Genomic DNA, 25,320 nt, shown 5'->3' with positions numbered 1-25,320 from the left:
CCGGGGCGCGTACCCCGGACGGTTATCCCCAGCGTTATTGCCCGAACGGCCGTCCCTCGGGGCGTACGCGCATACCCGGTTGCAAGCGCGTCCAAGGCAGGTCGGCCGGGTCGGCCTGCATCGGGCCGGGCGCCTTGGCCACCAGCACTTCGTGCGCAATCGGCTGGAAGTCGGCGCGAAAGTGCACCGAGCTTTTCACGACCAATATCCCCATTTCCTCAGGCTGCACACCGCCCACGCGGAACAGGTTGCGGTCCAGCATCTGCGCCTTGCTGGCGCTGACCACCACGCGCACGCCGCCGATACGCAAGCCCGCCACGGCGCCCAGGTCCACGTCCATGCCGTGCATCATCGGGCCATCAAAACGAAGCTTGCCGGGCGACAGCGTTTCCACGACGAAGTCCCCCGTAAACGGGGAATCGCCCGCAACGCCGGACTGCCCGCCCAGGCTTAACGTGACGGTCTGGCCGATGCCGGCGGCGGTGGCGGCGCGCACGGCGTCCGGGTCGTACAGCAGGCCCAGCGCGGCATTCTGCGCGTCCGCCTCGACCAGCGCGCGCAGCATGCCGGTGGTATTGGCGTCGCCACCCGCGCCGGGGTTGTCCTGCGTATCCGCGATCACGATGGGGCGAGACGCGCCCGCGGCCAGCTCCTGGGCGCGCCGCACGGCATCGGCCGGTTCCAGGAAGTCGGGCGACCATTGCGGTTCCAGCTCAAGCACCTGCCGGTATAGCGTTTCAGTGACGTGTTCCACGGCCGCCGCGTCGGTGCCGTACGCCCACACCACGGGGCCGCATTCCGGAAAGTCCGCTGCCGGAAAACCCGGCGCGAACGATATCGATGTGACGCCCGCCGTTTGCTCCAGGTGCGCCAGCGCGTCGTACACGCCTTTGGACGGTTGCAGCATGGTGCACATGCCGTTGATCGGGATCAGGAAGGGCAGGCGGCGCACGTGCATCGTCCAGTGGTCGCCCGCCGCAATGCGCGCCAGCAAGAGGCGGGCCGCGTGTTCGCCCGTGTCGGCCATGTCCACGTGCGGATAGGTGCGAAAGGCGACCAGCGCATCGGCCTGTTGCAGCATCTGCGCGGTGACGTTGGCGTGCAGGTCCAGGCTGGCGACCACGGGCACGGCGGGGCCGACAATCTGGCGCAGGCGCGCCAGCAGTTCGCCTTCGCCGTCGTCCAGGTGTTCGGTCACCATCGCGCCGTGCAGGTCCAGGTAGACGGCGTCGTAGGGGCGGGCGCGCGCGGCGTCCAGGATTTCGCCGGCGATGCGTTCGAAGGCGTCACGCGTCACGTGCGCGGATGGGCTGGCGCCGGCCCAGATCACCGGATGCACGGTGTGCCCGGCCGCCTGGATGGCGTTGATGAAGCCGCCGGCGGGAATGTTGACCGAACGCAGCGCCAGCATGTCCTGGCCGCGCACCATCGCGGGAAAGCCTTCGCCGCGGACAAAGTTGTCATACCCGGCCTTGGATGGCGCAAAGGTATTGGTCTCGTGCTGGAATCCAGCCACCAGGATGTGCATGTTTTTCCTCTTGGATTTTTGAATGTGTGTCGTGGTCTTGCGGCGTAGCCGTTGCCGACGGGACGATTATTGGAGACGTACCAGGGTTTGGCAATAGCGCAAAACCGGGCCGCGCCGCCTGCGGGGCTTGGCCGCCGGGCCAGACCGGCGTGCAAGGTGTTTTTAGAAAGTCTTGATATTCAAAGTCAGTAATGACAATGCTTTCCAGGCAAAAATGGCTGGAAAGCCGCATGAACGTTCAAGAAATTTCTGAAATTCCCATAAGACGGTCGTTTCGAGGCGAATCGGAATACAATGGCGACACTTTCGGAGGTTCTTATGTCGGTCATATCCGATATCAAAATTCGCCCCCTAGAGCGCGGCGATCTGCACTTCGTGCACAAGATCAACAACAACGACGTCATCATGCGGTACTGGTTCGAAGAGCCCTACGAGGCCTATGACGAACTGGTCGCACTCTATGACCGCCACCTGCACGATCAAAACGAACGGCGCTTCATCATCGAGCACGATACCGGGCAGCCCGCCGGCCTGGTCGAACTGGTTGAAATCGACTACATCCACCGCCGTGCCGAATTCCAGATCATCATTGCGCCCAGCTACCAGGGCCGGGGTTACGCCAAGGCGGCCACTCGCATCGCCGTGGGCTATGCGTTTCGCGTGCTGAACATGCACAAGGTTTATCTGGTGGTCGACAAGGACAATACCGCCGCCGTGCACGTCTACGAACGCTGCGGCTTCCAGATCGAAGGGCTGATGAAAGAAGAGTTCTTTTCCAACGGCGCCTATCGCGACGCCTACCGCATGGCGCTGCTGCAACACGAACACCTGCGCGACGTCGGCCCCGGTGCACCCGATGCACCGGTGCTGCGCGACTGGCCACAGGAAGAGCAGACGGGCTAAGCAAGCCCGTCCCGCCAACGCGTCACTGCATCACTACATCACTACATCACTGCCGCGCCCGCATCACTGCGCCGCGCGCAGCAGACGCAGGCCGTTGGCCACCACCAGCAGGCTGGCGCCCACATCGGCGAACACGGCCATCCACAGCGTGGCGTTGCCCGTCATGGCCAGCGCCAGGAACACCACCTTGATACCCAGCGCCAGCACGATGTTCTGGATCAGCACGCGGTGGGTGGCGCGTGACAGGCGCAAAAATGTTCCGATCTTGCGCAGGTCGTCGTCCATCAGGGCGACGTCCGCCGTTTCAATTGCCGTTCCCGTGCCGGCCGCGCCCATCGCAAAACCGATGTCGGCGCGGGCAAGTGCGGGGGCATCGTTGATGCCGTCGCCCACCATGCCCACCTTGCCGGCGCTTGCCTCGTTGGCCGCCAGCTTGCTTTCGATGGCGGTCAGCTTGTCTTCCGGCAACTGATCTCCCCGCGCTTCGTCTATGCCCACCTGCTGCGCGATGGCTTGCGCGGTGGGCGTGTTGTCGCCGGTCAGCATCAGCGTGCGCACGCCCAGCGCGTGCAGGTCCGCGATGGCCTCTGCGCTGCTGGGTTTGACCGTGTCGGCCACGGCGGCCAACGCCAGCACGCGCTGCCCGTCGGTCAATGCGATGGCGCTTTTGCCCTGGCGTTCCAATTCGTCCATGCGAGCTTCCAGCTTGGGGCTGGACACGCCCGCGTCGCGCATCAGGCGGCGGTTGCCCAATTGGAAGGTCACGCCATCGATCCGCGCGCTGACGCCACGGCCGGGCAGGGCGGTGAAGGCGTCCACGTCCAGCAGCGTCTTGCCGGCCTCGCGTGCCGCGTTCGCCACGGCCAGCGACACGGGGTGGTCCGAGCGCGCCGCCAGGCTGGCCGCGATCAACGTGGCGGGTTGGCGGGTGGCGTCGGACACGTCCCAGTCTTGCAGGTCGGTCTGCACCGGTTTGCCGTGGGTCAGCGTGCCGGTCTTGTCCAGCGCCAGCCACTTCAGGTTGCGGCCTTCTTCCAGATACACGCCGCCCTTGATCAGGATGCCCCGGCGCGAGGCCGCCGTCAGGCCGCTGACGATGCTGACCGGCGTCGAAATCACCAAGGCGCAGGGGCAGGCAATGATCAGCAGCGCCAATGCGCGGTAGACCGCGTCAAACCAGGGTTGGCCCCACAGCAGCGGGGGCACGGTTGCCACCAGCAGCGCCACCGCCACCACCGCGGGCGTGTAGATGCGCGAGAAGCGGTCGATGAAGCGTTGCGTGGGGGCGCGAGCGCCTTGCGCCTGCTCGACGGCATGGATGATGCGGGCCAGCGTGGTGTTGCCGGCTGCGGCGGTGACGCGGTATTCGAACGAGCCCGCGGCGTTCACGGTGGCTGCGTAGACGGGGTCGTCCTGCGCCTTTTCCACTGGCAGGCTTTCGCCGGTGATCGGCGATTGGTCCACGGTGGAACGGCCGCTGACGATGATGCCGTCGGCCGCAATGCGTTCGCCGGGGCGTACGCGCACCACATCGCCCACGCTCAGTTGCGCTGCCGGCACCTCAAGCCAGCCGCCATCGGCCTGACGCACGGTGGCGGTTTCGGGCGCCAGGTCCAGCAGGCCGCGCACGGCGTTGCGGGCGCGGTCCAGCGAACGGGCTTCGATCAGCTCGGCCACGTTGAACAGGAACATCACCATGGCGGCTTCGGGCCACTGGCCGATCAGCACCGCGCCGGTCACGGCGATGCTCATCAGCGCGTTGATGTTCAGGTTGCCGTTGCGCACGGCAATCCAGCCCTTGCGGTAAGTGGTGACGCCGCAAGCCAGAATGGCTGCCACGGCCAGCGCTGCCGTGACGCCCCAGTGCCAGCCCGCGAAATGCGAAAACTCGGACAGCGCGGCCAGCACGCCGGCCCCGCCGATCAGCCACCAGTTCACGCGGCTGGCGGCGGCGGGCGTGCGCGCGGCGCCGTCCGCCAGGGGTTCCGGCGTCATGTCCAGCGACTTGATGGCCGCGATGACGCGGTCCAGCGCGCCCTCGGCGTGCACCACCGTCAGCACCCGTTGCATCAGGTTGAAGTCCAGCGCGTGCACGACGTCCAGGCCGTCGAGCTTTTTGCGGATCAGGGTTTCTTCGGTGGGGCAGTCCATCTGCCCGATGCGCAACCGCGCCAGCGCCTGGCCGGGGCCGGCCGTAAGCGTCGCCGCGCCGCTGGCCGACGCCGTAAATGCCTGCCCGCCATGGTCATGGCCGCAGCAGGCGGTGGGGGCGGGGGCGTGATTGTGCTCATGGCCGTGGCTGTGATCGTGATCGTGCCCGTGCTTGTCCGAGCCATGGCTATGGCGCTGGCTGTGATCGTGCCCGCCCGTGCCATGGCTATGGTCATGGCCGCCCTGACCGCGGTCGTGGGCGGCGTGGTCATGCGCGGCGTGGTCGTGCTCGTGGTCCCCGTGGGCGTGGTCATGCCCGCTGCAGCAGGCGTCGGCCTGCCCGGCAGCGCGGTGATCGTGCGATTTGGTCGGAGGAAAAGCCATCTTCTGCGCCTTGTTGAAACGGATGACGCCATTGCACACCTTGGAGTTACTATAGGGTCAAGCCCAAAATTTCACTCGGAATGCGTTCCAGGAGGCGTGATGCGAATCGGCGAATTGGCGACGGCGGCCGGCACTACGGTCGAAACCGTGCGTTATTACGAAAAAGAAGGCCTGCTGCCCGCGCCCGACCGCGGGCTTAACAATTACCGCAGTTACGGCCAGGCCCATTTGGAACGTCTGCGCCTGATCCGCAATTGCCGGGCGCTGGACATGACGCAGGACGAAATCCGCGCGATCCTGTCCCTGGCCGACAACCACCAGAAGGGTTGTGGCCCTATTAATGAGCTGTTCGACGAACACATCTCGCATGTGGATGAACGCATCGCCGAGCTTCTGCAACTGAAAGCCCAACTGACCGAATTGCGCCAGCGTTGCCTGTCGGCGCGCCCGGATACGGACGATTGCGGCATCCTGCACGGCTTGTCCGAAATGCAGGTGGAAGAGCGCCAGGAACGGCATACGCATCTCGGGTGAATCCCCGGCGTGACCGCCACCCATTCACGCCGATGCCCTTGCCGCCGGTCAGGGGATACCCCTATCGGCCCGACGGCATCGCTTAATATGAGAATCTGTCTTTTTTACAAAAGCGCCCGACTCAATGACTGCCACCACCCCCACCGCCACCCCGCTGCACGCGCTGACCTCGCGCCGTTCCTTCAAGTTCCTGCGCGCGCCGGCTCCCAAGCCGGACGAGCTGGAACAGATCCTGCAAGCCGCCATGTCGGCGCCCGATCACGGTGCCTTGCGCCCGTGGCGCTTTGTCGTGATTCAAGGTGAGGCCATCGGCAAGCTGGCGGACGTGGCGCTGGATGCCGTCAAGCGCAGCGGCGACCCGCGCATGACGCCCGAGAAAGAAAAGTCGGTGCGCGAATGGATGGCCAGCGTGCCGCTGTTTATCGGCGTGGCGCAGAAAATCGCCCACGGCAACACCAAGATCCCCGAACACGAACAGCTGCTGGCCACCGGCTGCGCGGTCATGAACATCCTGAACGCCACGCACATGCTGGGCTACGCCGCGTTCTGGAGCACCGGTGTGGGCACCTACGTTGAAGACGTGCAGAACGCCTTGGGCCTGGATTCGCTGGACTACCGCTTCCTGGGTTACTTGGCCATCGGCACGCCGGGTTGCGCCGTGCCGCCGGCCAACCGCCCGGACTTCCGCGAGTTCGTCTCGGAGTGGACCGGACCCGTCTAAGGGCGGGTTGTTTGCCCGGGCGCCCTACGGGGCGCTTGCGCGCCAGGCAATAAATAACAATAATTCTTATTGTTATTTATTGCCTGGCGTTTTTCCATGTCCTCCACCGCGCGGCCCTCGGAGCATTCTCCTACCGAGTTGTATCAAGCGCATCACTCCTGGCTGCAAGAGTGGCTTCGGCGCAGGCTGGGATGCCGCCATGATGCCGCCGATCTGGCGCACGATACTTTCGTGCGAGTGTTGGCCGGCCGGCATACCGACACCATCCGCGAGCCTCGCGCCTTCCTGACCACGCTGGCCCAGCGCACGCTATTCAGTTTTTGGCGTCGCCGCGAACTGGAACGCGCGTATCTGGATAGCCTGAGCGCCATGCCGCAAGCCAGCGCACCCAGCGAAGAATCCCGCGCCCAGGTGATCGACGCGTTGATGCACATCGACCGCGCATTGCAACGCCTGCCGCCCAAGGCGCGCCAGGCCTTCCTCTACAGCCAGCTTGATGAACTGAGCTATAGCGAGATCGCAGCGCGCATCGGCACGTCGGTGATGACGGTGCGCCGCTATATGAAGCAGGCCATCACGCTGTGCGTGACGGTGCGTCTGTCTGCATGACGTCCCCCATGCAGCAGTTGCCCGCCGATCTGCAATCGGCGGTGGACTGGATGGTGCTGCTGTCCTCCGGTAGCGTGCCGCGCGCCGACCGGGCGCGTTTCGAACAATGGAAGACGTCCGATCTGCGGCACGAGGCGGCCTGGGAAACTGTCAACGCCGCCGTCAAAGACCCCTTTGCCACGCTGGCCGACGTTGAGCAGCGGCAAGCTGCCGGCGCGGCCTTGCTTACCGCGCCGGCCCGGCGCCGGGCGTTGCGTAATGCGTTGGCCGTGGCGCTGGCCGCGGGCGGTATGGCGGCGCTGGTTGATCGCCAGATTCCCCTGCGCACGCTGACCGCCGACTTACGCACGGGCACCCGCGAACGCCGTACCTATACCTTGCCGGACGGCAGTGAGCTGACGTTGAACGCGCGGTCGGCCGTGGACGTGGATTTCAGCGCGGGCGTGCGTCTGGTGCGCTTGGCGGCGGGCGCGGTCTATGCGCGGGTGGCGCCAGATGCGGCGCGCCCCTTCATCGTTGCCACCCGCGATGGCGAAGTGCAGGCGCTGGGCACCGTCTTCAGCGTGGCGCGCGAGGCCGAGGCATGCGTCGCCAGCGTGGTCGAACACAGCGTCGAGGTGCGCGCGGCGGGCCAGCGCAGGATCCTGCAAGCGGGGCAGGGCCTGCGCTTTGATTCGCGTGGCCTGGGCTCCCCGGACCCCGCCCTGCGGGACGCCGCCGCGTGGCACGCAGGCATGCTGGTCGTTCATGACCGGTCCTTGGGCGAAGTGGTCGATGCGCTGCGGCCGTACCGACGCGGCATCATCCGGATAACGCCGGCGGCCGCGCGGCTGCGGGTACTGGGCGCGTTTCCGCTGGACGACACCGACCGCTCGCTGGAATCGTTGCGGCAGACCTTGCCCATCAGTGTCAGTTCGCTGGGCGGCTGGTTCGTCAGTATCGACGTGGTGCCTCGCGCGTCCTGAAAATAAATGAACACTTTTGCCCCCGTCGTGGGACATCCCTCCTGAAACACCACACTGTTGCAGGAGAATCCATGTTTCATCGTCCCCCGCTGCGGCCGCTGGCCGCCGCGCTGTTCATTGCCCTGACCCTTCCCACGGCGTATGCCCAGACAACGCCGGCCGCCGCGTCGGCCCGGGCCGTCCTGCATTTTGATTTGCCGGCGGCCGCGCTGGGCGACACGCTGACCCGCATCGCGCGCCACAGCGGCCGCGCGGTGTCCGTCGCCCCTGCCTTGGTAGCCGGCCGCAATGCGCCGGCTATCGTGGGCGATTACACGGCGGAAGACGCCGTGCGGCGTGTGCTAGCCGGCAGCGGGTTGGAGTTGGCCGTAACGGCCAACGGCACCCTGAGTGCCCGCCGCGTAGTCGAAGGCACCACGGTGCTTGAGCCCGTGCGGGTCACCGGGTCGCTGGAATCTCCCACCGGTCACGTTGACGGCTACGTGGCGCAGCGCGCCATGTCCGGCACCAAGACGGACACGGCGCTGATCGAAACACCGCAATCGGTGTCGGTCGTTACCAGCGACCAGATCCGCATCATCAAGGCGGCTTCGGTGGCGGACGCCTTGGGCTACACGCCGGGCGTGTCGGCGCAATCGCCCGCGTTCAGCCGCATGGTGGACGACCTGATGCTGCGCGGCTTCAACGTGGCCGCCGGCAATTCGGGGCAGCTGCGCGACGGCCTGAAGCTGCAATCCAGCGTCTACGATGGCGGTCAAGAGCCCTATGGGCTTGAACGTGTTGAAGTGCTGCGCGGCGCATCGTCCGTGCTGTATGGGCAGTTGAGCCCGGGTGGCGTGGTCAACACGGTCAGCAAGCGGCCAACGGCCGACACGCTGCGCGAACTGAACGTAGAGGCCGGCAGCTACGGCCGCCGCCAGGTGTCGGGCGACTTCGCCGGCGAGCTGTCTGAAGACGGTGCATGGACCTACCGCTTGACCGGCCTTGCCCGCAATGCCGACAACTGGGTGGACCATGTGCCGGACGATCGCACGTATCTGGCGCCCGCGCTGACATGGCAGCCTTCGGCGGCCACCTCGCTGACCCTGCTGGCCAGCTATCAGCGCATCCGCACGCGCTTTGCCGCGCCGATGCCCGCGGCCAATACCTTGAATGGCCAGGTGCCGCGCGACCTGTTCATCGGCGAACCGGATTTCGACCGCTACGACACCGACACCTACACGGTCGGCTATCTGTTCGAACACGCCTTCAACGATCGCGTAAAACTGCGTCAAAGCGCCCGCTACTTCACGGCGGACGGCAAGTGGGACTACCTGAGTTTTGGCGCCTTGCAGGCCAACGGCCAGACGTTGCGGCGCGGCGTCGTCAGCCGCGACGAACATTCTTACGGCGTTGCGACCGATACGTCGCTGGAACTGAAGCTGGACGGAGGAGCCCTCCAACACACGGTCCTGGCTGGCCTGGACTACTACCGCAGCGGCTACGATTCGCACCGTCATGCGGGAACCGTGGCCCCGTTGGCGAACATATACAACCCCGTCTACGGCGCGGTTCCCATCATCAACACCGCTGCCGATTACGGGATCAATACGCGCGGCGATTCGCTGGGCCTGTACTTGCAAGACCAGATCAAGATCCAGGACAAATGGGTGCTGGTGCTGGGCGGCCGCCAGGATTGGGCCAATACCGACCAAAAGAGCTACACCACCGGCGCCACCACGCGCTTGCGAGATACCGCCACGACGGGTCGCGTCGGCTTGGTCTACGTGGCAGACAACGGCTTGGCGCCATACGCAAGCGCCAGCCAGTCGTTCGCGCCCACCGTGGGTGTGGACCGCGCGGGCAACGCCTTCAAGCCCACCAAAGGCACGCAATTCGAACTGGGCCTGCGCTATGAACCGCCGGGCGGCAACATGCTTTACAGCGCCGCCGTCTACGACCTGACGCAGACGAATGCGCTGACCAGCGATCCGACCGACGCCACGTATTCCGTGCAAAGCGGGCGGGCCCGATCACGCGGCCTGGAACTGGAGGCCAAGGCGCGCCTGGGCGCCATGAACCTCACCGCCAGCTACGCTTACACCGATGCGCGCACCACGCGCAGCACCGTGCCATCGCTGGTGGATCAGCGTATCGCGCTGGTGCCGCTGCACAGCGCTTCGGTCTGGGCCGATTACAACCTGAGCGCCATCGGCGTGACCGGTCTGACCGTCGGCGCGGGCGTGCGCTACGCCAGTTCGACGAACCTGCCCGGCTATCCCGCCAACGTGCCGGGGCAATTCCTGGTCGACGCGATGACGGCTTACGACTTCGGCGCCCTGGATCCGTCCATGTCAGGGTTGTCGTTGACGGTGAACGCGCGCAACCTTTTCAACCTCGGGTACCTGGCGTGCGCCGGCACGACAGGGTGCCGTTATGGTGAGCCGCGCACGCTGTATGCCACCCTGAGCTATCGCTGGTAAACCGTGGAAAACCCCTAGCGCAACGCGGGCCGGCATGCCGCTCAGGCCCGCTCAACGACCCTGTCCCCTGTGCTAATCTCGTCGACGGCCACGCATATTTATCCCTATGCGCGTGCCGACGATGGCTGCGCTTGGGGTCACACGCCCTTGGCAATGCCTTGGTAGGAAGAAAACGCGTGACACGATCAAGCGTGGAGACAATATATGAGCCAGTATGGGCCGTTGAAGTTGCACGTCCCCGAGCCTACAGGGCGTCCGGGTTGCAAGACCGACTTTTCCTATCTGCATCTATCGCCGCCCGGCGAGGTGCCCAAACCCCCCATTGATGTTGCCCCGGTCGATACCGGCGCGCTGGCGTACAGCCTGGTGCGAGTGATCGGCGACGACGGCCGCGCGGTCGGGCCATGGGCGCCCGAGATCAGCAACGATCTGATGCGCGCCGGCATGCGGGCCATGCTGAAGACGCGTATCTTCGACGGGCGCATGCTGACGGCCCAGCGCAAGAAGAAAATTTCGTTCTACATGCAAAGCCTGGGCGAGGAAGCCATCGGCTCCGCTCACGCGCTGGCCCTGGAACAGGGCGACATGTGTTTTCCCACCTATCGTCAGCAAAGCATCCTGCTGTCGCGCGATGTGTCGCTGGTGACGATGATGTGCCAGCTGATGTCCAACGAGCGCGACCCGCTCAAGGGTCGCCAGCTGCCGGTCATGTATTCCGACCGACCCAACGGCTTTTTCACGATTTCCGGCAACCTGGCCACGCAGTTCATCCAGGCGGTGGGCTGGGCGATGGCGTCGGCCATCAAGGGCGACACCCGCATCGCCTCGGCCTGGATCGGCGACGGCGCCACCGCCGAAGCCGACTTCCACACCGCGCTGACCTTCGCGCACGTGTATCGCGCGCCGGTCATCCTGAACGTGGTGAACAACCAGTGGGCCATTTCGACGTTCCAGGCGATTGCCGGCGGCGAAGGCGCCACCTTCGCCGGGCGCGGCGTGGGCTGCGGCATTGCGTCGCTGCGCGTGGATGGCAACGATTTCCTGGCGGTGTATTCCGCCTCGCGCTGGGCCGCCGAACGCGCCCGCCGCAACTTGGGCCCAACCCTGATCGAATGGGTGACCTACCGCGCCGGCCCGCACTCGACTTCCGACGACCCTTCCAAATACCGGCCTGGCGATGACTGGGCGCACTTTCCGCTGGGCGACCCGATCGAACGCTTCAAGAAGCACCTGATCGGGCTTGGCATCTGGTCCGACGCAGAACACGACGCCGTGCGCGCCGAGCTCGACGCCGAGATCGTTGCGGCCCAAAAGGAAGCGGAAAGCTACGGCACCCTGGTGGACGGTCACGTCCCCAGCGCCGCCAGCATCTTTGAAGACGTCTACAAGGACATGCCGGAGCATCTGCGCCGGCAGCGCCAGCAGCTCGGAGTCTGACCATGGCAATCGATAACAACGCTGGTCCGGCCTCGGCGCCGATGACCATGATCCAGGCTTTGCGCTCGGCCATGGATGTGATGCTGGAGCGTGACAACAACGTGGTGGTGTTCGGACAAGACGTCGGCTATTTCGGTGGCGTGTTCCGGTGCACCGAAGGCCTGCAAACCAAGTACGGCAGCTCGCGCGTGTTCGACACGCCCATTTCCGAAGGCGGCATCGTGGGCGTGGCCGTCGGCATGGGCGCCTACGGCTTGCGGCCCGTTTGCGAAATCCAGTTCGCGGATTATTTCTACCCCGCCTCGGACCAGATCGTGTCCGAGGCCGCGCGCCTGCGCTATCGCTCGGTGGGCGAATTCATCGCCCCGATGACGATCCGCATGCCCTGCGGCGGCGGCATCTACGGCGGCCAGACCCACAGCCAAAGCCCCGAAGCCATGTTCACGCAGGTCTGCGGGCTGCGCACGGTAATGCCGTCCAACCCCTATGACGCCAAGGGCTTGCTGATCGCGTCCATTGAGAACGATGACCCGGTGATCTTCCTGGAACCCAAGCGGCTGTACAACGGCCCCTTCGACGGCCACCATGATCGCCCCGTGACGCCGTGGACCGGCCGCCCGGGCAGCGTGGTGCCCACCGGTTACTACACCGTGCCGCTGGACACCGCCGCCATCGTGCGCCCCGGCAACGCGCTGACGGTGCTGACCTACGGCACCACGGTCTATGTGTCTCTGACCGCCGCCGAAGAAACCGGCATCGACGCCGAGGTCATCGACCTGCGCAGCCTGTGGCCGCTGGATCTGGAGACCATCGTCAATTCCGTGAAGAAGACCGGCCGCTGCGTCGTGGTGCACGAAGCCACGCGCACCTGCGGGTATGGCGCGGAACTGATTGCGCTGGTCCAAGAGCATTGCTTCCATCACCTGGAGGCGCCCGTCGAGCGCGTGACCGGTTGGGATACTCCCTATCCGCATGCGCAGGAATGGGCGTACTTCCCCGGCCCGCGCCGGGTTGGCGAAGCGTTCAAACGCGCGATGGAGGTGTGACATGGGCATTCATATCATCAAGATGCCCGACATCGGCGAAGGCATTGCCGAGGTCGAACTGGTGGGCTGGCACGTCAAGGTGGGCGACACGGTTGCCGAAGACCAGCCGCTGGCCGATGTGATGACCGACAAGGCCACGGTGGAAATCCCGTCGCCGGTCGTCGGCACAGTGCTCGCGCTGGGTGGCGACGTGGGCCAGGTGATGGCCGTGGGCGGAGAATTGATTCGCCTGGAAGTGGAAGGCGAGGGCAATGTGCGACCGGGCTCGGGCGCGCCGGGGCAGGGTGCATCGGGGCAGGGCGCATCGGCAGCGGCCAAGCCGGCAGGCGGCGACGCGTCGGCGTCCACGTCCACGTCCACGCAAGCTGAAGCTGGCGGGAATGCCGGGGGGGCTGCTGGCGCGAAAGCGGGCGGCATCGCGGGCCAGATCGCCGCGTCCATGGCGCCGGCGTCTGCCTCGGCTGCTGCACCGGCCCAGCCCAAAGGCAATCAACAAGCCAGTGCGCAATCTTCTCGACAAGCGGGGCATCAACCCGGGCAACACGCCGCGCGGTCCGCATCCGCGGCGTCCACCGCGCCCGCCGTGCCGCGCCAGCCGGGAGATAAACCCTTGGCCTCGCCCGCCGTGCGCAAGCGCGCCTGGGACTTGGGTATCGAACTGCGCTTTGTTGCCGGCAGCGGCCCGGCCGGCCGCGTCATGCACGAAGACCTGGACGCCTATCTGCAATCGCAAGGCACAGGCAACGCGGTGCGCGGCGGGTCGGCGTACGTGGAACGCCATGACCAGGACGTGGTGCCCGTCATCGGATTGCGCCGCAAGATCGCGCAGAAGATGGCCGAGTCCAAGCGCCGCATTCCGCACTTCAGCTACGTCGAGGAAATCGACGTGACCGAACTGGAAGACCTGCGCGTGCAGCTCAACCAAAAATGGGGCGCGTCGCGCGGCAAGCTGACCTTGCTGCCGTTGTTGGCGCGCGCCATGGTCGTGGCGTTGCGTGATTTTCCGCAGATCAATGCGCGCTATGACGACGAAGGTGGCGTGGTGACGCGTTACGGCGCCGTGCATATCGGCATCGCGACGCAAAGCGATGGCGGCCTGATGGTGCCCGTGATGCGACACGCCGAAGCGCGCGACCTGTGGTCCATGGCCGCCGAGATCGGACGCCTGGCGCAAGCGGTGCGCAGCGGCACGGCCGGGCGCGACGAGCTGACCGGGTCCACCATCACCATCACCAGCCTGGGGCCCTTGGGCGGCATCGTCACGACGCCGGTCATCAACCACCCCGAGGTCGGCATCGTCGGCGTGAACCGGATCGTTGAACGGCCCGCCTTCCGCAACGGCGCCGTGGTGGCGCGCAAGCTGATGAACCTGTCGTCGTCGTTCGACCACCGCGTGGTGGACGGCATGGACGCGGCGCGCTTCATCCAGGCGGTGCGCGCGCTGCTGGAACAACCCGCGCTGCTTTTCGTGGAGTAAGCATGAGCCAGATCACAAAGACAACGACCTTGCTGGTGATCGGCGGCGGCCCCGGCGGGTACGTGGCCGCCATCCGCGCCGGCCAGCTGGGCGTGCCGACCATCCTGGTCGAAGGCGCGCAGCTGGGCGGCACCTGCCTGAACATCGGCTGCATCCCGTCCAAGGCGCTGATCCACGCGGCCGAGGAATTCGACAAGGCACGTCACTACGCAGGCGAGTCTGCCCTGGGTATCTCGGTATCCCAGCCCGCCATCGACATTACGCGCACGATGTCCTGGAAGGACGGCATCGTGGGCAAGCTGACGGGCGGCGTGGGCGCGCTGCTGAAGAAAAACGGCGTGCAGGTGGTGCAGGGCTGGGCCAGCCTGCTGGACGGCAAGACGGCCGAAGTGGCCACCGCCGACGGCGGCACCTTGCGCATCCAGTGCGAACACCTGCTGCTGGCGGCCGGGTCCGAACCCACGCCGCTGGTGTCGATGCCGTTTGGCGGCATGGTGGTGTCGTCCACCGAGGCCTTGTCGCCCGCGTCCATCCCCAAGCAGTTGGTGGTGGTGGGCGGCGGCTATATCGGCCTGGAACTGGGCACCGTGTACCGCAAACTGGGCGCGCAAGTTGCCGTGGTGGAAGCGCAGGACCGCATCCTGCCCACCTACGACGCCGAACTGACCAAGCCCGTCGCCGCCGCGCTGACCAAGATGGGTGTGTCGCTGCATCTGAGCCGCAAGGTGCTGGGCCTGAACGGCGCGGGCGATGCGGTGCGCATCCAGGATGCGTCAGGCGCCGAAACCCTGTTGCCGGCCGACCGCGTGCTGATCGCCGTGGGCCGCCGGCCGCGCACGCAGGGTTGGGGCCTGGAAAGCCTGCAACTGGACCGCAAGGGCAATGCGCTGCGTATCGACGACCAATGCCGTACGTCGATGCGCGACGTCTGGGCCATTGGCGATATCGCCGGTGAACCGATGCTGGCGCACCGCGCGATGGCGCAGGGCGAGATGGTGGCGGAGCTGGTGGCGGGCAAGCGTCGCCACTTTCAGCCGGCCGCCATTCCCGCCGTGTGCTTCACCGACCCGGAAGTCGTGGTGGCGGGCTTGTCTCCCGACGATGCCCAGGCCGCGGGGCTGGACTGCCTGGCCGCGTCCTTCCCGTTTGCCGCCAATGGCCGCGCCATGACGCTGGAGTCCACCGACGGCTTTGTCCGCGTGGTGGCACGGCGCGACAACCATCTGATTGTGGGCTGGCAAGCGGTGGGGCGCGGCGTGTCGGAATTGTCGACGGCGTTCGGCCAGTCGCTGGAAATGGGCGCCACGCTGGAAGACGTGGCGGGCACCATCCACGCGCATCCGACGCTGGGCGAAGCCGTTCAGGAAGCCGCGTTGAAAGCGCTGGGCCACGCGCTGCACATCTGACGTGGCCTGGTGCGCGGATAGATGCACGGCCGGTAGGGGCAAACGCCGCTGCCGGCCGTAGTCGTCCTTAACGGCCGTTGCCGGGCGTCATTTTTTTACCGGCAGCTGCCCGCCGTAATCAATTCAACGGCCGCCGTCGATATACGGCCGGGCTTGCAGCACGATGATGTTGTCGCCTTGCACGGCCCATTCGATATCCTGGTCCACGTTGCCCAAGCGCAGCTTGATCTGGTTGCCCACCGCCGCCAGCCGCGCGACCAGCGCATCGTTCAACACCTGCCTTGACCCTTCGATGGGCACCTCGCGCACGCCGCCTGCCGCGTCCGCGACCAGCTGCGTGTCCTCGGCCGACCGGCTCAGCACCTGCACCGCCTTGGACCACGTCGAATACATCAGCTGTTCAGCCTGGCGCTTGCCTTCCACCACCTTGATGCCCAGGCCGCGCTTGGCCGAGATGTACGTCACGTAGCGGCGCGAGGAATCGAAGGGGTCGCGCGTGATCATCACGCCGGAACTGTCCGAGGCCGCCGCCGACTGCACCAGCACCGCCATCACCACGCCGCCCTGGCCGATGCCGGCCGCGCGCCGCGCTTCGTACGCCTCGAAGTTGTAGACCGACGCCCATACCGTCTGCACCGCTTTCGCCAAGGCATCCGGCTGCGTCACGTTCGGCACCGTGGTGTACAGGCCCGCGCCGCTGAACCCCGGCAAATCCTCGGAATTGGACGAACTACGCACGAAGACGCCGCGCCCCTTCAACTGCGTTCTCCAGCGTTCCCGCCAGGCGTCGGCAAGCGCGGCGTCGGGCGGGGCATTGACGATGTCCTGGCGCAATGCGGCCAGTTCGACGCGGCGCACATTGGCGTCGCCGATAAAGTCGGGCCGCTGTTCCAGCGCCGCGATGCGGTCGGGCACGCCCAGTCGATCCATGAACCCGGCGTACTGCGCGAAGGGTATGCAAAAGCCGTCCAGCACGCTGGCCAGCGGCGGCAGGGCGGCTTTCAGCGCGCCCAGGTTTGCGGCCTTGACGCCGCAATGCCGGCTGTCGCGCGTGGCCATGCCGGTCAGCGGCTTGATGGCGCGCACCGACAGGTCGGGCTTGGGCAGCGCCACGGCGGCGCGCGGCGGCGGGGGCAACGAGCCCGCGTCCGGACGCGCAATGCGCTCGACGTGATAGCCGTTGCTGTTCACCGTCAATTGCACCCATCGGCCATCATGCTCGCGCAGCACGGCCACGGCGTCGCGCACATACGCATTGGGAATGCGCCACCCCTTGGCCAGCAGATTCACGTGCGACAACAATGTGGACGGACGTTGCGTGACCAGCCCGGCGACAGGCGGCAGCGCAACCGGCACTTCGTCCAGCACCACGATGTCGGTCGGCGCCAGGTCGGGGGTATCCTCCACCGACTTCACAATACGCAGACGCCCCTGTGCGCGGCCGATATTGAGCGGCAGAAAGGTCTGCTCGCGCAGCAGCACCTCTTGCGTCACGAAAGCCAGTCCGGCCGATTGCGCCGTCTGCTCATGCATCGTTGAATTCGCCTTGAAGCGCACCGGCTCGTAAAAGGTGCTGTGCAACTTGTCCTGGGTCAGGCGCAGCAGCGCGGGCGTGACCCGGTCGCCTTCCCAAAATTCATAGGTGTAGCCCGGCAGGTCCCGCTGCCAGCTCAGCGTGCCGAACAGCAGGCGCCGGTCGGGGTCCTTGTACTGCGCAATCAACGTGGCCTTGTCCATGCCGGGCAGCAGCTGGCGTTCACGCGCAAAGTTCTCGTGCAAGGTGTAGCGCGGCGTGTCCAGGTAGTAGATGCGGTCGCCGCGCTGCCGATCAATTACGAACAACACATGGGGAATCTCCAGCGGCGTCCCGGCGTTGTAGACGCGCGCCAACTGCCGGAATTCGGCCTCTGTGCGGATCTGGCCCAGAAACCCTGGCCCGCCACGCTTGGCGCTTTCCGCCAGCCTGGCTTCGCGTTCATCCGGGCGCAACGGGCGCTGGTTTTCGTAGGGCGACGGCTTGCGCGCCGTCTGCGCCTGGGCAGCCAGCCCCCAGCCGGCGGCCAGCAGCCCGGCCAAGGCAAGCACAAGCAGTTTCGGCCGGCGCGGCGGGCCAGGACGACGTAAGGCGGCAGTGGGGCGCATCAAGGAGCAGGGCGCATCAAAAAAGGAGGCGGATCGCAAGAGGTTGCGATCATATCGGAGCGGCCACGCCGGCCCGTAGTGGGATGTTTCCAGGTGTGGCCAAGCGTGTGAGCCGGGGGGTGAATCGGTCCCACGCTGACTCCCGACACGAACGGTACGTTGTTGGTGCTCTTTCCCGATTTTTCCGAGGCTGCCAGTGTCGCAACCGATGAACGGGCAGCACTCTGTCACCTTGCCCGCCGTGGTTACCAGCAAAGTGTTCCTGTCCAACGAAATGATTCGCCAAGGGGTTCGCAAAGCCGAGATGGCTCGACGTCTGGGCGTTCATACGCCCCAGGTTGATCGCCTGTTGAATCTGCGGCATTCGTCGCGCATCGAACAGGTCGAAGCGGCGCTGGAAACCCTGGGCCGCAGGCTGGACGTGTCCATCGCGTAGCCGATACGCCTGCATGCCTTGAACGCAACAAGGCCCCCAACCGGGGGCCTTGTCTTTACCGCAACCCGCTGGGCGGTGGAATCAGCCTTGGGCCGTTTCCGCCAGCACGCGGCGGGCTTCTTCGGCGACGCGTTCGGGGGCGGTGCCGCCGATGTGCTTGCGGGCGGCAACCGAGCCTTCCAGTGTCAGCACGTGGTGGACGTCGTCGCCGATCTGGGCGTGATACGCCTTGAGCTCGTCGGTGGACAGGTCGGCCAGGTCGCAATTGCGTTGTTCGCAGTCGCGCACGGCGTGGGCAACCACTTCGTGGGCGTCGCGGAACGGCACGCCGCGCTTGACCAGGTAGTCGGCCAGGTCGGTGGCGGTGGCGAAGCCTTGCAGGGCGGCGGCGCGCATGTTGTCGGCCTTGACCTTGATGCCGGCAGCCATGTCCGCGAAGATGGTCAGCGTGTCGCGCACGGTGTCCACGGTGTCGAACAGACCTTCCTTGTCTTCCTGGTTGTCCTTGTTGTAGGCCAGGGGTTGGCCCTTCATCAGGGTCAGCAGGGCGACCAGGTTGCCGTTGACGCGGCCGGTCTTGCCCCGGGCCAGCTCGGGCACGTCGGGGTTTTTCTTTTGCGGCATGATCGAGCTGCCGGTGCAGAAACGGTCGGCCAGGTCGATGAAGCCCACGCGCGGGCTCATCCACAGCACCAGCTCTTCGGACAGGCGCGACACGTGCGTCATGATCAGCGCGCCGGCGGCGCAGAATTCGATGGCGAAGTCGCGGTCGGACACGGCGTCCAGCGAATTGCGGCACACGCCGTCAAAGCCCAGCGTCTTGGCGACACGTTCGCGGTCGATGGGGAACGACGTGCCGGCCAGCGCGGCGGCGCCCAGCGGCAGGCGGTTCACGCGGCGGCGGCAGTCGGCCAGGCGCTCGGCGTCGCGGCCGAACATTTCGGCGTAGGCCAGCAGGTGGTGGCCGAAGGTGACCGGCTGGGCAACTTGCAGGTGGGTGAAGCCGGGCATGATGGTGCCGGCGTTATCCAGCGCGACGGCGGCCAGCGCATGACGCAGCTGGCGCAGCAGGTCTTGCAGGTTGTCGATTTCGTCGCGCAGCCACAAGCGGATGTCGGTGGCGACCTGGTCGTTGCGTGACCGGCCGGTGTGCAGGCGCTTGCCCGCATCACCCACCAGTTCCACCAGGCGCTTTTCAATATTCAGATGCACGTCTTCCAGATCCAGCAGCCATTGGAAGCTGCCGGCGTCGATTTCAGACAGGATCTGCGTCATGCCGCGCTGGATGTCGGCCAGGTCCTGGGCGCCGATAATGCCCTGGGCGGCCAGCATGTCCGCATGCGCGAGCGAGCCCTGGATGTCGTGTCGCGCCAGGCGCTTGTCGAAATCCACGGACGCCGTATAGCGTTTGACGAGTTCGGATACCGGTTCCGAGAACCGGGCGGACCAGGCCTGCGCCTTGTTGGCGAACTGGTTTTGATCGGGGGAGGGAGTGTTTGCCATGATGGGCGGAATTATAGGGCCTGCCGACAAGCCGGCGCACGCACGGGCGGCGGGGCCGCGATTTTTGGGGACGGGAACGCGCGTCGCACGCCACTTGTCGGATAATCCCCCGTTGGTTTCAAGAACGTAGAGCGAGTACAAGACATATGCCCATGGAATGGGAAGAACTGGTGACCCAGCTGGACGCCCACATGCCGCACGAAGCGTGGGCGCAGACGCTGGTCGGCGCCGGCGTGCTGGTCCTGACGGCGCTGTTCGTGCAGTGGGTGGTGGCGCGCGTGGTGCTGCTGCTGGCGCACCGGGTGCTGGTCCTGAGCGGCCGGGGCGACTGGGACAAGGCCCTGCAACGCCGCCGCGCGTATCAAAACTTGTGGTACGCCGTGCCGTTTGCCGTGGTGTCGATGGGTATCGGCCTGGTGCCGCATGCCGAGCGGGCGGTGTCGGTGGTGGGCCGGTTGGCGCATGCGGGCGCGTGGATCTGCGTGTTCGTGGCGTTCTCGGGCGTGTTGAGCGCCTGGCAGGACACGTATTCGGCGACCACTCGGGCGCAGACGCGGTCCATCAAGGGCTATATCCAGATCGGCAAGCTGGTCCTGATGGCCGTGTGCACCGTGCTGGTGCTTTCCATCCTGATCGACCGCTCGCCGCTGTGGATGATTTCGGGCCTGGGCGCGCTGTCGGCCGTGCTGCTGCTGGTATTCAAGGACACGCTGCTGTCCCTGGTGGCCAGCACGCAATTGACCAGCAACGACATGCTGCGTATCGGCGACTGGATCGAAATGCCGCAGTCCAACGCCGACGGCTTCGTCAAGGACATTGCGCTGCATACCGTCAAGGTGCAGAACTGGGACAACACGGTCACCACGGTGCCGACCTACAAACTGTTCTCGGAAAGCTATCGCAACTACCGTCACATGTTTGAATCGGGCGGCCGTCGCATCAAGCGCACGCTGCGCATCGATGCGGCCAGCGTGCGCTTTCTGACCGACGAAGAAGCCCGGCAACTGATGCGGTTTCGCCTGTTGCACGACTATCTGCAAGCCAAGACGCTGGACATCGCCCAAGCCAACCAGACCATGGGTGAACTGGCCAGCGTGCCGGCCAACCGCCGTCGGCTGACCAACATCGGTACGTTCCGCGCCTACGGCCTGGCCTATCTGAAACAGAACCCCGAAGTGCGCCAGGACATGGCGATGATGGTGCGCATGATGGAACCGGCGTCCGACGGCATCCCGGTCGAGGTCTATTGCTTTACCGCCGTGACCGCCTGGGTGGAATACGAGCGCATCCAGGGCGATATCTTCGACCATCTGCTGGCCATCCTGCCCGAACTGGGCCTGCGCCTGTACCAGCAGCCGTCGGGCGCGGACTTTGGCGCCATGGGCAGCCAACTGCGCGAAAGCGCGATCCAGGCCGCGCTGGCGGCCGAACGCGAGCGCCCCGGGCTGGTCTTGCCGGACGGGCACGGCGCGGCGTCGGCGCAGCGTGGCCCCAGTGACGGCAAGGTGCCCGGCCAGCCGTAGCCGGCCCAGACGCCATGAGATAATCCGCGCGTTGGAATTTAGTCTTCATTGACCCCAGGCGAACCCCCGATGTCGAACCCGTTCTTCAACCTGTATTCCCACGGCTTCGCCCGGGTGGCGGTCGGCGTGCCCGAATGCCGCATCGCCGATCCGGCCTTCAACGCCACCCAAACCATAGAACTGGCCCAGCAGGCCGCCCAGGGCGGCGCGGTGCTGGTGGCGTTTCCCGAGCTGGGCCTGTCGGCCTACACCTGCGACGACCTGTTCCACCAGAAAGCCTTGCTGGATGAGTGCGAAGAAGCGTTGGCGCGGGTGGTGGCGGCCACGGCCGAACTGGATATCGCCGTGATCGTGGGCGCGCCGCTGCGCGTATCCCACCAGCTGTTCAACTGCGCCGTGGTGGCCGCGGGCGGGCGCGTGCTGGGCGTGGTGCCCAAGAGCTACCTGCCCAACTACGGCGAGTTTTACGAAGCCCGCCAGTTCAGCGCCGCCGACTGCGCGGCCGTCGCCGACATCGTCTTGCTGGGTCAGACCGTGCCCTTCGGGCCCGAGCTGCTGTTCCAGATGGAAAAGCTGCCGCTGTTCCAGTTCCACGTCGAAATCTGCGAAGACGTCTGGGTGCCGATCCCGCCGTCCTCGTTCGCCGCGCTGGCCGGCGCCACCGTGCTGGTGAATCTGTCGGCGTCCAATATCGTCGTCGGCAAATCGCAATACCGCCATCAGCTGGTGGCGCAGCAGTCCGCGCGCTGCCTGTCGGCCTATATGTACACGTCGGCCGGCCGGGGCGAATCGTCCACCGACCTGGCCTGGGACGGCCAGGCAATCATCTATGAAAACGGCGAACTGCTGGGCGAATCCGAACGCTTCCTGAACCATTCGCACCTGCTGTTTTCCGATGTGGACCTGGACCGCCTGTCGCGCGAACGCATGCGCCAGACGACGTTCGGCCAGTCCGTGCGCCGCCATCAGGACGAAGTGCGCAAGTTCCGTTCGGTGCCGGTGCCGGTAAACCCGCCGCTGGACGATGCCGAACTGCCGCTTGAGCGCCGCGTGGCGCGCTTCCCGTATGTGCCGGCCGATCCGCAACAGCGCGACGCCCGCTGCAAAGAGGTCTATAGCATCCAGGTGCAGGCCCTGGCCCAGCGCCTGTCGGCCAGCAAGATGTCCAAGGTGGTCATCGGCATTTCCGGCGGGCTGGATTCCACCCACGCGCTGCTGGTGTGCGCGCAGGCCATGGACACGCTGGGCCTGCCTCGGTCCAACATCCTGGCCGTGACGATGCCCGGCTTTGCCACCAGCACCCGCACGCTGCAACAGGCGCGCCGCCTGATGGCGGTAGTGGGCTGCACGGCGTCCGAAGTCGATATCCGCCCCAGCTGCCTGCAAATGCTCAAAGACCTGGGCCACCCGTACGCGGAAGGCAAGCCGGTCTACGACATCACCTTTGAAAACGTGCAGGCCGGCGAACGCACCAATCACCTGTTCCGCATCGCCAACTTCAGCAACGCCATCGTCATCGGCACCGGGGACCTCAGCGAACTTGCACTGGGTTGGTGCACGTACGGCGTGGGCGATCACATGTCGCACTACAGCGTCAACGCCAGCGTGCCCAAGACCCTGATCACGCACCTGGTGCGCTGGGTGGCGGAATCCGGCCGGCTGGGCGATGACGGCGCCGGCGTGCTGCTGGACGTGCTGGGCACCGACGTCAGCCCGGAATTGGTGCCGGGTGGCGCCGACGACAAGCCCGTGCAGAAAAGCGAAGACTCCATCGGCCCGTACGAGCTTCAGGACTTCAACCTTTATTACACGCTGCGCTATGGGTTTGCGCCCACCAAGGTGGCCTTCCTGTCGCTGGCCGCCTGGCGTGACCGCGAAGCGGGCGCCTGGCCGGACGCCGGCCACGTGGCGCGCAACCAGTACGACCTGGCCGCCATCAAGCGCAACCTGAAGATTTTCCTGGACCGGTTTTTCCGTACAACCCAGTTCAAGCGCACCTGCGTGCCCAATGCGCCCAAGGTCGGTTCCGGCGGCTCGTTGTCGCCGCGCGGCGACTGGCGCGCGCCCAGCGATTCGGAATCGGTGGTGTGGATGCGCGACGCCGAACGCATCCCGGATGCCGCGCCCGACGCCTGATCGGGGTTCTCCCGCAATGACGCCGGCCGCCCGTTTGCAGGGCGGGCCCCGGTGGTATTCTCTTATTCATCGCGCCCTGGCTGCCTCGCAAGCGGTGGGCAGGGCGCCGCAACACATCAAAAACCCAGGACGCCCAACGTGAAACAAGTCACCGCCATCATCAAACCCTTCAAGCTCGACGAAGTCCGCGAGGCGCTGGCCGAAGTCGGCGTCAGCGGCCTGACCGTCACCGAAGTCAAGGGTTTCGGCCGCCAGAAGGGCCATACCGAACTGTACCGGGGCGCGGAATACGTGGTGGACTTCCTGCCCAAGATCCGTGTTGAAGTCGTGCTGCCCGACGACCAGGTCGACGCCGCCATCGAAGCCGTGGTCAAGGCCGCGCGCACCGGCAAGATCGGCGACGGCAAGATCTTCGTGTCGCCCGTCGAGCAAGCCATCCGCATCCGCACCGGCGAAGCCGACGAAGAGGCATTGTGATCCGCGCCGCCGGTTGACCGCCAGCGGCTGAATGTCCAAGGCGCCCGCCCCATCACCGGGGCGGGCGCCTTGGTCTTTTTAGCCCTCTGTTTTTTTAACGGATCAGCTGGTTCATTTCCAGGATCGGCATCATCACCGCCAACACGATCAGCAGCACGAACCCGCCCATCAGCAGGATCAGCGCCGGCTCAAGCAACGCCGTCATCGCCATGGCGCGGCGTTCCAGATCGCGCGACAGGTTCTGCGCGCCGCGATCCAGCAATTCCGGCAAGCGGCCGGTTTTCTCGCCGCTGGCGATCAGGTGCACCAGCAGCGACGGGAACACCTTCTGCGCGCCCAACGAGGCCGATAGCGCCGCGCCTTCGCGCACGCGGGCCGACGCCTCATCCACCGCCAGCCGCAGCACATCGTTGCCCAAGGTGCGGCGCGCCGCTTCCAGCGCCGTCAACAAGGCCACGCCGCTGCCGCACAAGATGGCCAACGTCGACGCAAAGCGCGCGGCGTTCACGCCCAGCACAAAGCGGCCCGCCAGCGGCAGCCGCAACACGCGGGCATGCCAGGCGCGGCGCGCGGCCGGCGCGCGCAGCGTGTAGCGCCACAGCACGATGGCGGCCACCAGCACCGCGCCCGTCACCGCACCCCATTCACGCACGTAGTCCGACAGCGCGAGCATCACGCGCGTCAGCATCGGCAGCTGCTGCTTGGCATGGTTGAACGCCGACACCACTTGCGGCACGACATAGCCCAGCAGAAAGATCACGATGATGACCGACACGCTGGCGACCACGGCCGGGTAGATGAACGCCGTCATCACGTTGCTGCGCAGCGTGTTGCGTTCCTCGATGTAGTCCGCCAGCTTTTCCATCACTTGCGCCAGGTCGCCGGATTCTTCACCGGCGCCGATCAGCGCGCGATAGATCTCGGGAAAGTCGCGCGGCCGCGCCGCCAGCGCGGTAGACAAGCGATGGCCGGCGCGCACGTCGTCGCGCACCGCGCCCAGCGTGGCCGCGATGTGTTTTTTCTCGGCTTGTTCAAGCGTGGCCGACAGCGCGGCGTCCAGCGGCAGGCGCGCGGCCAGCAGGCTGGCCAACTGGCGCGTCAACCAGGCCAGGTCCGCATCCGACAAACGCGTGCGCAAGCTGGCGCCCAGCCCTTGTGCGCGCGCCGCCGATGCGGTGGACAAGGGCAGCAAGCCCCGGCCGCGCAGCTGGTTGCGGGCACCGCGCTCGGTGTCGGCATCGATCGTGCCGCGCACGATTTTGCCCAGCGCGTCGGTGGCTTCGTATCGATAGGAAGGCATGGCGAAAGCAGGGGGCGCCGCGCGAATCAAAAACGCGCAAAAGCCCCGAATTTAAAGGGTTTGCAGCCCGTATGTTGCATGTCAAATATGACCGTAGTGTTGCACTGTCACCCCGTATACTCCGACGCGATTTCACGTTTTTTCACACTTGCATTCACGTCTGAAGGCACCTATCTCGTC

Annotated in this window: 19 protein-coding genes; 14 read left to right on the top strand and 5 right to left on the bottom strand. The window is 66.0% G+C overall.

The features are described 5' to 3' along the window. Positions 1–34: 34 nt before the first annotated feature. Complete coding sequence (locus AC0Z35_RS11820; protein ID WP_104144914.1) at positions 35–1,528, bottom strand: M81 family metallopeptidase; 1,494 nt, start codon at positions 1,526–1,528, stop codon at positions 35–37. A gap of 318 nt (positions 1,529–1,846) precedes the next feature. On the opposite strand from AC0Z35_RS11820, the gene speG reads away from it, so the two are divergent. After that, positions 1,847–2,431, top strand: coding sequence for a spermidine N1-acetyltransferase (speG, locus tag AC0Z35_RS11815; protein WP_006218930.1), 585 nt, complete (start codon positions 1,847–1,849; stop codon positions 2,429–2,431). A gap of 63 nt (positions 2,432–2,494) precedes the next feature. Here the strand turns inward: speG and AC0Z35_RS11810 are convergent, their stop codons facing one another. Continuing rightward, positions 2,495–4,966: a heavy metal translocating P-type ATPase gene (locus AC0Z35_RS11810; RefSeq protein WP_485132021.1), complete on the bottom strand. Its 2,472-nt coding sequence runs from the start codon at positions 4,964–4,966 to the stop codon at positions 2,495–2,497. A gap of 99 nt (positions 4,967–5,065) precedes the next feature. Here AC0Z35_RS11810 and cadR point away from each other — a divergent pair, with 99 nt between their 5' ends. The 9 genes from cadR to lpdA all read left to right on the top strand — a co-directional run bounded on the left by cadR (position 5,066) and on the right by lpdA (position 15,623). Beyond that, the gene (gene cadR / locus AC0Z35_RS11805; RefSeq protein ID WP_046804592.1) at positions 5,066–5,500 is read left to right on the top strand and encodes a Cd(II)/Pb(II)-responsive transcriptional regulator; all 435 of its coding nucleotides are present in this window, start codon (positions 5,066–5,068) and stop codon (positions 5,498–5,500) included. A gap of 124 nt (positions 5,501–5,624) precedes the next feature. Then, positions 5,625–6,221: a nitroreductase family protein gene (locus AC0Z35_RS11800; protein ID WP_104144915.1), complete on the top strand. Its 597-nt coding sequence runs from the start codon at positions 5,625–5,627 to the stop codon at positions 6,219–6,221. 96 nt (positions 6,222–6,317) lie between these two features. Beyond that, positions 6,318–6,830, top strand: a complete 513-nt coding sequence (locus AC0Z35_RS11795; RefSeq protein ID WP_104144916.1) for a sigma-70 family RNA polymerase sigma factor — start codon at positions 6,318–6,320, stop codon at positions 6,828–6,830. Further along, positions 6,827–7,795, top strand: a complete 969-nt coding sequence (locus AC0Z35_RS11790; RefSeq protein ID WP_485132020.1) for a FecR family protein — start codon at positions 6,827–6,829, stop codon at positions 7,793–7,795. Before AC0Z35_RS11795 ends, AC0Z35_RS11790 begins: the two co-directional genes overlap by 4 nt. Before the next feature lie 71 nt (positions 7,796–7,866). Further along, positions 7,867–10,257, top strand: coding sequence for a TonB-dependent siderophore receptor (locus AC0Z35_RS11785; RefSeq protein ID WP_485132019.1), 2,391 nt, complete (start codon positions 7,867–7,869; stop codon positions 10,255–10,257). Positions 10,258–10,461: 204 nt separating this feature from the next. Then, positions 10,462–11,694: a thiamine pyrophosphate-dependent enzyme gene (locus AC0Z35_RS11780; protein WP_485132018.1), complete on the top strand. Its 1,233-nt coding sequence runs from the start codon at positions 10,462–10,464 to the stop codon at positions 11,692–11,694. A 2-nt stretch (positions 11,695–11,696) separates the two neighbouring features. Beyond that, positions 11,697–12,740 (top strand): alpha-ketoacid dehydrogenase subunit beta, encoded by a 1,044-nt coding sequence (locus AC0Z35_RS11775; protein ID WP_046804595.1) that lies wholly within the window; start codon positions 11,697–11,699, stop codon positions 12,738–12,740. 1 nt (position 12,741) lies between these two features. Continuing rightward, entirely contained in the window at positions 12,742–14,217 is a 1,476-nt protein-coding gene (locus tag AC0Z35_RS11770) for a dihydrolipoamide acetyltransferase family protein (RefSeq protein WP_485132017.1), read from the top strand. A 2-nt stretch (positions 14,218–14,219) separates the two neighbouring features. Continuing rightward, the gene (gene lpdA, locus AC0Z35_RS11765) at positions 14,220–15,623 is read left to right on the top strand and encodes a dihydrolipoyl dehydrogenase (protein WP_485132016.1); all 1,404 of its coding nucleotides are present in this window, start codon (positions 14,220–14,222) and stop codon (positions 15,621–15,623) included. A gap of 123 nt (positions 15,624–15,746) precedes the next feature. Here the strand turns inward: lpdA and AC0Z35_RS11760 are convergent, their stop codons facing one another. Beyond that, positions 15,747–17,765 (bottom strand): PEP/pyruvate-binding domain-containing protein, encoded by a 2,019-nt coding sequence (locus AC0Z35_RS11760; protein ID WP_485132140.1) that lies wholly within the window; start codon positions 17,763–17,765, stop codon positions 15,747–15,749. A gap of 196 nt (positions 17,766–17,961) precedes the next feature. On the opposite strand from AC0Z35_RS11760, the gene AC0Z35_RS11755 reads away from it, so the two are divergent. After that, positions 17,962–18,201, top strand: a complete 240-nt coding sequence (locus AC0Z35_RS11755; RefSeq protein ID WP_319305777.1) for a helix-turn-helix domain-containing protein — start codon at positions 17,962–17,964, stop codon at positions 18,199–18,201. A gap of 81 nt (positions 18,202–18,282) precedes the next feature. Here AC0Z35_RS11755 and argH read toward each other — a convergent pair whose 3' ends face one another. Next, the gene (argH, locus tag AC0Z35_RS11750) at positions 18,283–19,704 is read right to left on the bottom strand and encodes an argininosuccinate lyase (protein ID WP_104144922.1); all 1,422 of its coding nucleotides are present in this window, start codon (positions 19,702–19,704) and stop codon (positions 18,283–18,285) included. A 152-nt stretch (positions 19,705–19,856) separates the two neighbouring features. Between argH and AC0Z35_RS11745 the strand changes: the two genes are divergently transcribed. The 3 genes from AC0Z35_RS11745 to AC0Z35_RS11735 all read left to right on the top strand — a co-directional run bounded on the left by AC0Z35_RS11745 (position 19,857) and on the right by AC0Z35_RS11735 (position 23,840). Beyond that, positions 19,857–21,227 carry a mechanosensitive ion channel family protein gene (locus tag AC0Z35_RS11745; protein WP_046804647.1) on the top strand — a complete coding sequence of 457 codons (1,371 nt, stop codon included), beginning with the start codon at positions 19,857–19,859 and terminating at the stop codon, positions 21,225–21,227. A 69-nt stretch (positions 21,228–21,296) separates the two neighbouring features. Beyond that, positions 21,297–23,363, top strand: coding sequence for an NAD(+) synthase (locus AC0Z35_RS11740; RefSeq protein ID WP_485132015.1), 2,067 nt, complete (start codon positions 21,297–21,299; stop codon positions 23,361–23,363). 138 nt (positions 23,364–23,501) lie between these two features. Then, entirely contained in the window at positions 23,502–23,840 is a 339-nt protein-coding gene (locus AC0Z35_RS11735) for a P-II family nitrogen regulator (protein ID WP_485132014.1), read from the top strand. Between the two features lie 94 nt (positions 23,841–23,934). Here the strand turns inward: AC0Z35_RS11735 and gspF are convergent, their stop codons facing one another. Beyond that, positions 23,935–25,140: a type II secretion system inner membrane protein GspF gene (gene gspF, locus AC0Z35_RS11730; protein ID WP_485132013.1), complete on the bottom strand. Its 1,206-nt coding sequence runs from the start codon at positions 25,138–25,140 to the stop codon at positions 23,935–23,937. Positions 25,141–25,320: the final 180 nt, after the last annotated feature.

Source organism: Achromobacter sp. 1L-A-4-B-C2, assembly GCF_057291955.1.
The sequence above is the reverse complement of the archived record's forward strand: the minus strand, read 5'-3'. Positions and strand labels throughout refer to the sequence as shown.